Origin of the sequence: Streptomyces sp. RP5T, from assembly GCF_003933965.1 — a bacterium.
In the GTDB taxonomy this organism is placed as follows: Bacteria; Actinomycetota; Actinomycetes; order Streptomycetales; family Streptomycetaceae; genus Streptomyces.
Genome location: NZ_RSAJ01000387.1, coordinates 1 through 8,050, shown reverse-complemented (window position 1 = coordinate 8,050; position 8,050 = coordinate 1). Strand labels below are relative to the sequence as shown.

Here is an 8,050-nt window from a genome sequence, read left to right as displayed (position 1 = left end):
GAACGCGCTGCACCAGCCCCCACCGAAGCCGACACGGGCCGCCGCAGGCATTTCAGGGGCGCGGGGAACTGTGCGAAAACGCCCGCCCCCACCGGACCCGCGCCGTCGCTACTTCAGTGCCAGCCAAGCCACCGCCGCGACGATCGCCACCGCGACCACCACGCCGACGATGAGCCCGATGCGCGGGCCGCCCGAGGCGGCGGGCGCGGTCTGCTGGCGGCCCTGCGGGCCTTCGTCGACGAACGCGCGGAACATCTGGGTGCTGCCGGCGGGGTCGTGGTTGCCCTGGGGGACCTGGTTCTCAGCCATGCCCAGAGACCCTAGCGAATCCGCGGGTCGGGCCCAAGTGCGGGGCTGACGGGGGCATCACCGGGCCCCACGTGCGGATTTACGTTCGTAATACTTGCCTTTGCCAAGTTTTTGTCCCGCATCCACCCCGTTTTATTTGCCTGTAGCAACCAAGCGCCCCTATGGTTGCCCTAAGCAACGAATACGGGAGGTGTGATGGCCGAGCAGGCGCGATACGAGGAACTGATCCGCCAGTTCAGCGCCTTCGGAGCCGTGAAGAGGGAGATCGGGCGGATGATGCCGTCCGAGTGCCCCTCGGGTTCCGCCGCGGTGCTGACCCTCCTCGAGCGCTACGGGGACATGCGCATGAGCAAGCTCTCCGAGCTGCTCGCCGTGGACATGTCGGTCACCAGCCGGCATGTCGCGCACGTCGCCGAGCGCGGCTGGATCGAGCGGTCCCCCGACCCCGCCGACAAGCGCTCCCGCATCCTGCGGCTGACGCCGGCCGGCCGGTCGCTCCTGGACCAGCTCTCCCGGCGGACCTGCCACATGCTCGCCGAGCGGCTCGGCGACTGGAGCGACGACGAGGTGGCCCAGCTGACCGCGCTGATGGCCCGGCTGCGGGCGAGTTTCGACGACACCCGTGCCCATGACACCCGCTCGCACGACACCCGCGTCCACGGTCCCGAACCCCGGCCACCCGTGCCCCCCGTACTCGAACAGACCACCCGTACACCCGCGATCACCCAGTAAGAGAAGGAAGCCCATGGCAACGACCACACCAGCCGGTGTGCGGGCTCACGCCAAGCACGGGGGAGGCTCCGGCGAGTACGCCCCCATGACGCACCGGCAGATCATGGAGGCCATCTCCGGCCTGCTGCTCGGCATGTTCGTGGCGATCCTGTCGTCCACGATCGTCACCAACGCCCTGCCGCACATCATCAGCGACCTCGGCGGCGGCCAGTCCGCCTACACCTGGGTCGTCACCGCCTCGCTGCTGGCGATGACCGCGACCACGCCCCTGTGGGGCAAGCTCGCCGACCTGTACAGCAAGAAGGCGCTCGTCCAGATAGCGCTGGTCGTCTACGTGCTGGGCTCGATGGCGGCCGGTCTGTCGCAGAACCCCGGCATGCTGATCGCCTGCCGTGTCGTCCAGGGCATCGGCGTCGGCGGTCTGTCCGCCCTCGCCCAGATCGTCATGGCCGCGATGATCTCCCCGCGTGAGCGCGGCCGTTACTCCGGCTACCTCGGCGCGACCTTCGCCGTCGCCACCGTCGGCGGCCCGCTGCTCGGCGGTGTCATCACCGACACCTCGTGGCTGGGCTGGCGCTGGTGCTTCTACGTCGGCGTCCCCTTCGCCGTCATCGCGCTGATCGTGCTCCAGAAGACCCTGCACCTGCCCGTCGTGAAGCGGGACGTCAAGGTCGACTGGGCCGGCGCGACCTTCGTCGCCGCCGCCGTCTCGCTGCTCCTGGTCTGGGTCACCTTCGCCGGTGACAAGTACGACTGGGTGTCGTGGCAGACGTACACGATGGTCGGCGGTTCGATCGTCCTCGGACTGCTGTTCGTGCTGATCGAGTCCAAGGCCACCGAGCCGATCATCCCGCTGCGGCTGTTCCGCAACCGCACCATCACGCTCGCGTCGCTGGCCTCACTTTTCGTCGGTGTCGCGATGTTCACCGGCACGGTCTTCTTCAGCCAGTACTTCCAGCTGGCCCGCGACAAGTCCCCGACGATGTCCGGCGTCATGACCATCCCGATGATCGGCGGACTGTTCGTCTCCTCCACCGTCTCCGGGCAGTTCATCACCCGCACCGGGCGCTGGAAGGCGTGGCTGGTGAGCGGTGGCGTGCTGGTGACGGCCGGTCTCGGCCTGCTCGGCACCATCCGGTACGACACGGCCTACTGGAAGATGTCGATCTTCATGGCCCTGCTGGGTCTCGGCATCGGCATGATGATGCAGAACCTGGTGCTGTGCACGCAGAACCAGGTCGACCCGTCCGACCTCGGCTCGGCCAGCTCGACGGTCACCTTCTTCCGTTCCCTCGGTGGTGCGGTCGGCGTCTCCGCGCTCGGCGCGGTGATGTCCCACCGGATCACGCACTACGTCAAGGACGGCGTCGCCGCCCTCGACCCGCAGTACCGGGCCGCCCTGGCCGGTTCCGGCTCCTCCACCGACAGCATCCCGGACCTGGCCAAGCTCCCGGCCCCGGTGCGCACGCTCATGGAGAGCTCCTACGGCCACGGCATCGCCGACGTGTTCCTGATCGCCGGCGCCCTCGCGGCCGTCGCGTTCCTGATCACCCTGTTCATCAAGGAGGTCCCGCTGCGGACCAAGGGCGCGCTGGCGCAGGCGGCGGCCGACGAGGCTCCCGCTCCCGCAGAGACCCCGGTGGAGACCGCGACCGGCGCGCACACCCCGAGCCTGGCAGCCACCGAGACCGTCCCCTCCGCAACCACGAACGCCACCGAGACCGGCCCCGAGGGCACCCAGCGGCTGTCCGCCGTGGCCACCCTCGCCCGGCCGGACGCCTCCGCCGCGGGCTCCGGCGGCATCCCGGTCCGCGGTTTCGTGCGCGGCGCCGAGAGCGCGCCGGTCCCGCAGGCCGCGGTCACGCTGATCTCCCTCTCGGGACAGCAGCTGGGGCGGTCGGTCACGCAGGCCGACGGTTCCTACGCGGTCCAGGCGCCGGGCGTCGGGTCGTACGTGCTGATCGCCTCCGCGGACGGCTTCCAGCCGCAGGCGTCCACCGTCCTCGTGAACGGCGAGCCGGTTGCCTACGACGTCCTCCTCAGCGGCACCAGCGGGCTGAACGGGCTCGTGCGGGCCGCGCAGAACGGCGAGCCGGTCAAGGACGCCATGGTGATCGTCACCGATGTGCGGGGCGATCTGCTGGCCACCGGGACCACCGGTGAGCAGGGCGAGTTCGCCTTCGGCGAGCTGGTGCCGGGTGCCGTGACCGTGGCGGTGAACGCCGCCGGGTTCCGGCCGCGCGCCCTGCCCGTCGAGGTCGGCGGCACCGGCGTCACCCGGATCGAGGTCGACCTCGACGCGGGCGCCCGCCTCCAGGGTGTCGTCCGGGCGCCGCACGGTCCGCTGGCCGACGCGCGGGTCACTCTGGTGGACGCGGCCGGCAACGTGGTCGGCACCGCCACCACCGGGACGGACGGGGCGTACGCCTTCACCGACCTGGACGGCGGCGAGTACACGGTCATCGCCACGGGCTACCCGCCGCAGGCGACGGCCCTGACGGTGAACGGGCCCGGCGTCGACGGCCACGACATCGAACTCGCCCACCCCGGCGAGTAGTTCACCCGCTCCGGCCCGTGGCAGGGAGCGCGCTCCGAGCGGAGGCGCGCGCCCGCCACGGGCCGGTCTTCTTCGAGGAGTTACGTGACATGGGACTGAGCGCGAGGATCCGCACCCGGGACGGGTGGGCCGTGTCGCACGCGGTCGTGACGGTGACCGACATGACCGGCACCCAGGTGCTGCGCGCGGAGGCCGACGCCGAGGGTGCCGTACGGGACCGGACCCCGCTGGAGCCGGGGCCGTACACCGTGATCGTCACCGCCGTGGGCTACGCGCCCGCCGCCTCCAGCGCGATCGTCACCGCGAGCGGCCGGGCCGAGGTCGGCACGGTCACGCTGGCCCGCATCGGCGGGGCGGAACTCCCGCCGCCGGGGCCCTGGACCGTCGACCCGGCCCACTCCAGCGTGGGCGCGGTCGCCCAGCACCTGGGCATCTCCAGCGTGCACGGCCGCTTCACCGACTTCACCGCGGCGATCGAGGTCGCCCCGGACGACGTGACCAAGTCCCGGGTGGAGGCGGTGATCCGGGCCGCCTCCATCGACACGGGGAACGCGATGCGGGACGAGCACCTGCGGTCGGCGGACTTCCTGGACGTCGAGCGCCACCCCGAGATCACCTACCGGTCGACGGGGCTGACGGTGGCCGGCACGGACCGCTGGACCGTGCGCGGCGAGCTCGCCATGCGGGGTGTCGTCCGGCCGGTGGACCTGGACCTGTCCTACCTGGGCACCGGCGCCGACCCCTGGGGCGGGACCCGCGCGGCCTTCCGGGCGACCACCCAGCTGCGGCGGGAGGACTTCGCCATGAACTACAACCAGGTCGTGCAGGCCGGGATCGCGGCGATCGGCACGACGCTGAAGGTCGAGCTAGATGTGCAGGCGGTGCAGGGGGAGTCGCTGCCGACGGCCTGAGGGCTTTGTCAGTGGCGGGTCGTACGGTTCGGGGTATGGAGCGGAGCACGGGGGTGCAGGGGTATTACGCCGAGTCGGCGGAGCGGCTGGGGCGGGTCTACGAGAGCGTGTCGTTCGAGGACGTGCACGGGGCGCTGCTGGATCTGCTGCCCGAGGCGCCCGCGCGGGTGCTGGACGTCGGCGCGGGGACCGGGCGGGACGCGGCGGCGCTCGCCGGGCGCGGGTACGCCGTCGACGCGGTGGAGCCGGTCGCGGAGCTGCGCCGGGTGGCCGAGCGGCTGCACCCGGACGACGGCGTGACCTGGCGGGCGGGGGCGCTGCCGGAGATACCGGGCGTGCGGGGGCCGTACGACGTCGTCCTGCTGTCCGCGGTGTGGATGCACCTGGACCCGGAGGAACGGCCCGTCGCGATGCGGCGCCTGGCCGGGCTGCTCGCGCCCGGTGGGCTCCTGCTGATCACCCTGCGGCGCGGGGAGCCGCCCGTGGACCGGCGGATGTTCGACGTCCCGCCGGAGGAGGTCGCCGAGCAGGGGGAGCAGGCGGGGCTGAGACTGCTGCGGACCGTGGCCGAGGGTGCGGACCGGCTCGGTCGTGAGGCGGTGCGCTGGCAGGCCGTGGCGCTCCAACTAGGCTGATTCCATGGCACCGAACATTGCGACCAACAAGTCCGTCTCCCTGGATGAGCTGCTGGACTTCGTACGGCCCCGGCACCGGGCGATCCTGCTGACGCGGCGGGCGGACGGGTCACCGCAGGCCTCGCCGCTGACCTGCGGGGTGGACGACTCGGGGCGGATCGTCGTGTCGACGTATCCCGAGCGGGCGAAGACGCGGAACGCGAAGCGGGACTCACGGGTCAGCGTGGTCGTGCTGAGCGACGACTGGGACGGCCCGTGGGTGCAGGTCGACGGGAGTGCCGAGGTCATCGACGCGCCGGAGTCCGTGGAGCCGCTGGTGGAGTACTTCCGGAACATCTCCGGGGAACACCCCGACTGGGACGAGTACCGGGCGGCGATGGTGAAGCAGGGCAAGTCGATCATTCGGGTCACGCCGGAGCGGTGGGGGCCGGTGGCCACCGGTGGGTTTCCCGCGCGGTTGGCGCCGGACGCCTAAGAGGGTGGGGGCTTCTCCTTCGTCGGCGGGTGTGCGTTCACCATCGTCTCGATGCCTGCCACGAGCAGGTCCAGGGCGAACGTGAAGTCCCTGTCCCGCATCTCCTCGACCGTGTCGCCGCCCCTCGCCGTCATGATCTCCTCGTTCTCCCTGAGGATCTCGGCGGCGTCGGGGGACTGAGTGGCTGTGGTCATGGCATGGCGGAAGTAGGCGTCCTGGGTCATGCCGGCCTGGGTGGCGCGGGTGACGAAGTGGCCCTCGATGGTGCCGAAGCCGTAGACGAACTGGAAGACGGCGGAGATCGCGCCCGTGATGCCGTGGGCGGGCAGGCCGGTCTTGCGGATGACCCGGTGGACGGTCCGGGAGAGGGCCAGGGAGTGGGGGCCGATGTTGAGGAAGGTGCCGGCCAGCGGGGAGACCCAGGGGTGCCGGACCAGCAGGCCGCGGTACTCCCTGGCGATCGTGCGCAACTGGTCCCGCCAGTCCTCGTCGGTCTCCGGATCCGGCAGCTCCAGTCCGCCGAAGGCCGCGTCCAGGGCGAGTTCGAGGAGGTCGTCCTTGGTGTCGACGTACCAGTAGACGGACATCGCGGTCACGTTCAGCTCGGCGGCCAGGCGCCGCATGGAGAACTTGGCCAGCCCCTCCGCGTCCAGGAGCCGTACGGTCACCTCGGTGATCCGGTCCCGGTCCAGCCCGGACGGCTGCCCGCCGCCACGCCCGCCTCGGCGCACCTTGCCTTCCAGCCAGACACTGGTCCGACCCGAGGCCTTCCGGCCCTCGTTCGCCATGGCGCACCTTCCAAGAACTTCCGTCGACTGGCAAAGATGCTAGGTGTCCACCGGCCCGAAGGGGCGCGGGGAACTGCGCGCGTGACCACGACGGACCCGTCCCCGCCGCCGCACCGCCGCCCCTCAGGCGGGCTGCACCCGCTCGGCCCGCCGCAACAGCACCGCCGCCACCACCCCGCCCAACAGCACGGCCGCCGCGCCCACCAACTGGCTGCTCTCCAGGCCGGAGGCGAACGCGTCGGTGATCCGCGTCCGCTCCGACACCGATCCCGCCTCGGCGAGCGCCGCCGGCAGCGAGGCGGCCGCCACCGAGACCAGCGTCGCGAACCGCGCGTTCAGCACCGCGCCGAGGACCGCGACCCCCAGTCCCTGCCCGAACTCCGCCACCGTGCCGTTGATCCCCGCGCCGACCCCGGCCTTCTCCGGCGGGATCGCGCTCATGATCGCGTGTGCCATCGCGGGACTGGCGACCGCCGCCCCCGCGCCGATCAGCACCAGCCCGAGGAGGGTGCCCGGATAGCCGTGGCCGGTGAGCGTGGCGACGGAGAGAAGGCCCGCGGCCATCACCGCCATGCCGAGGCCGATGGCGAGCGGCGTCCCGAGCCTGGTCGACCAGGTCGCCGCGAGGCCCGTGAAGTTGAGGGCCACGATCATCAGCGCGAGGGGTGCCGTCCGCAGCCCCGCCTCCAGGGGGCCGTAGCCGAGGACGAACTGCATGTGCTGGGTGAGCAGGAAGAGCGAGCCGCCCATGCCGAAGGTGATCAGGACCGCCCCGGCCACCGCTCCGGTGAACCGGCGGTCACGGAAGAAGTGCAGGTCGAGCATGGGGTGGGGGATCCGGCTCTCCCAGTACGCGAACCCGGCGAGGACCCCGGCCGCCACGGCCGCCGGCGTCAGCACCCGGCCGGACGTCCAGCCGTGCTCGGGGCCGGAGATGATCGCGAACACCAGGGAGGTCATACCGATCGTGGAGAGCAGGGCACCGAGGAGGTCGGGGCGGTCGCCGCGCGGGTTCTTGGATTCGGGGACCAGGATCACGACCGCGACCAGGGCGAGCGCGGCGACCGGCAGGTTGATCAGGAAGATCGCGCCCCACCAGAAGTGGTTCAGCATGAAGCCGCCGAGGAGGGGGCCGGTCGCGAAACCCAACGAGTTGACGGCCGCCCAGATGCCGATCGCCTTCGGCTGCTCCTCGGGCGCGAAGATCTGCATCGCCACGGCGAGCGTGGTGGTCATCAGCAGCGCGCCGCCCACGCCCATCCCGGCCCGGGCCGCGATCAGTTGGGCCGTGGAGCCGGCGAGCCCGGCGACCAGTGAACCGACGCCGAACAGCACCAGCCCCGCGACCAGCATCTTCTTGCGGCCGTAGCGGTCGGCGGCGCTGCCCGCGGTGAGCAGCAGGCCCGACTGCACCAGTGAGTACGCGTTGATCATCCACTGGATGTCGGAGGTGGCGGCGCCCAGTTCGCGGGTGAGGGAGGGGATCGCCACGTTCAGGATCGTGTTGTCGAGCAGCACGGTGAGCTGCGCGAGACAGATGACGCCGAGTATCAGCCAGCGCTGGGGGTGGCCCTGGGAGACGGCGGCGGGGGCGGGAGCGGTCATGTTGTACACCGTAGAACAGTCCTTATACGGTGTACAAC

8 protein-coding genes are annotated in these 8,050 nt (G+C 71.5%); 5 read left to right on the top strand and 3 right to left on the bottom strand.

The features are described from left to right. Positions 1-108: 108 nt before the first annotated feature. Entirely contained in the window at positions 109-309 is a 201-nt protein-coding gene (locus tag EHS43_RS30765) for a hypothetical protein (RefSeq protein WP_125193972.1), read from the bottom strand. A gap of 195 nt (positions 310-504) precedes the next feature. Between EHS43_RS30765 and EHS43_RS30760 the strand changes: the two genes are divergently transcribed. The 5 genes from EHS43_RS30760 to EHS43_RS30740 all read left to right on the top strand — a co-directional run bounded on the left by EHS43_RS30760 (position 505) and on the right by EHS43_RS30740 (position 5,619). Beyond that, positions 505-1,041: a MarR family winged helix-turn-helix transcriptional regulator gene (locus EHS43_RS30760; RefSeq protein ID WP_125193971.1), complete on the top strand. Its 537-nt coding sequence runs from the start codon at positions 505-507 to the stop codon at positions 1,039-1,041. Between the two features lie 13 nt (positions 1,042-1,054). Next, complete coding sequence (locus EHS43_RS30755) at positions 1,055-3,598, top strand: MFS transporter (protein ID WP_125193970.1); 2,544 nt, start codon at positions 1,055-1,057, stop codon at positions 3,596-3,598. Between the two features lie 89 nt (positions 3,599-3,687). Then, positions 3,688-4,509 (top strand): YceI family protein, encoded by an 822-nt coding sequence (locus EHS43_RS30750; RefSeq protein WP_125193969.1) that lies wholly within the window; start codon positions 3,688-3,690, stop codon positions 4,507-4,509. A 35-nt stretch (positions 4,510-4,544) separates the two neighbouring features. Beyond that, complete coding sequence (locus EHS43_RS30745; protein ID WP_260470791.1) at positions 4,545-5,144, top strand: bifunctional 2-polyprenyl-6-hydroxyphenol methylase/3-demethylubiquinol 3-O-methyltransferase UbiG; 600 nt, start codon at positions 4,545-4,547, stop codon at positions 5,142-5,144. Positions 5,145-5,148: 4 nt separating this feature from the next. Beyond that, on the top strand, positions 5,149-5,619 hold the full coding sequence (locus EHS43_RS30740) for a PPOX class F420-dependent oxidoreductase (protein ID WP_125193968.1): 471 nt from the start codon (positions 5,149-5,151) through the stop codon (positions 5,617-5,619). Here EHS43_RS30740 and EHS43_RS30735 read toward each other — a convergent pair. Both EHS43_RS30735 and EHS43_RS30730 read right to left on the bottom strand, forming a co-directional pair. Beyond that, a complete protein-coding gene (locus EHS43_RS30735; RefSeq protein WP_125193967.1) occupies positions 5,616-6,407 on the bottom strand; it encodes a TetR/AcrR family transcriptional regulator in 792 nt (263 codons plus the stop codon). The two genes, EHS43_RS30740 and EHS43_RS30735, sit on opposite strands and share 4 nt — an antisense overlap. Before the next feature lie 123 nt (positions 6,408-6,530). After that, a complete protein-coding gene (locus tag EHS43_RS30730) occupies positions 6,531-8,012 on the bottom strand; it encodes an MFS transporter (RefSeq protein ID WP_260470790.1) in 1,482 nt (493 codons plus the stop codon). Positions 8,013-8,050 lie beyond the last annotated feature (38 nt).

Excerpts from the sequence above, each read along its gene's own strand:
- EHS43_RS30735 (WP_125193967.1), bottom strand. The coding sequence starts at position 6,407 with ATGGCGAACGAGGGCCGGAAGGCCTCGGGTCGGACCAGTGTCTGGCTG.
- EHS43_RS30755 (WP_125193970.1), top strand. The coding sequence starts at position 1,055 with ATGGCAACGACCACACCAGCCGGTGTGCGGGCTCACGCCAAGCACGGG.
- EHS43_RS30765 (WP_125193972.1), bottom strand. The coding sequence starts at position 309 with ATGGCTGAGAACCAGGTCCCCCAGGGCAACCACGACCCCGCCGGCAGC.
- EHS43_RS30750 (WP_125193969.1), top strand. The coding sequence starts at position 3,688 with ATGGGACTGAGCGCGAGGATCCGCACCCGGGACGGGTGGGCCGTGTCG.
- EHS43_RS30760 (WP_125193971.1), top strand. The coding sequence starts at position 505 with ATGGCCGAGCAGGCGCGATACGAGGAACTGATCCGCCAGTTCAGCGCC.
- EHS43_RS30740 (WP_125193968.1), top strand. The coding sequence starts at position 5,149 with ATGGCACCGAACATTGCGACCAACAAGTCCGTCTCCCTGGATGAGCTG.
- EHS43_RS30730 (WP_260470790.1), bottom strand. The coding sequence starts at position 8,012 with ATGACCGCTCCCGCCCCCGCCGCCGTCTCCCAGGGCCACCCCCAGCGC.
- EHS43_RS30745 (WP_260470791.1), top strand. The coding sequence starts at position 4,545 with ATGGAGCGGAGCACGGGGGTGCAGGGGTATTACGCCGAGTCGGCGGAG.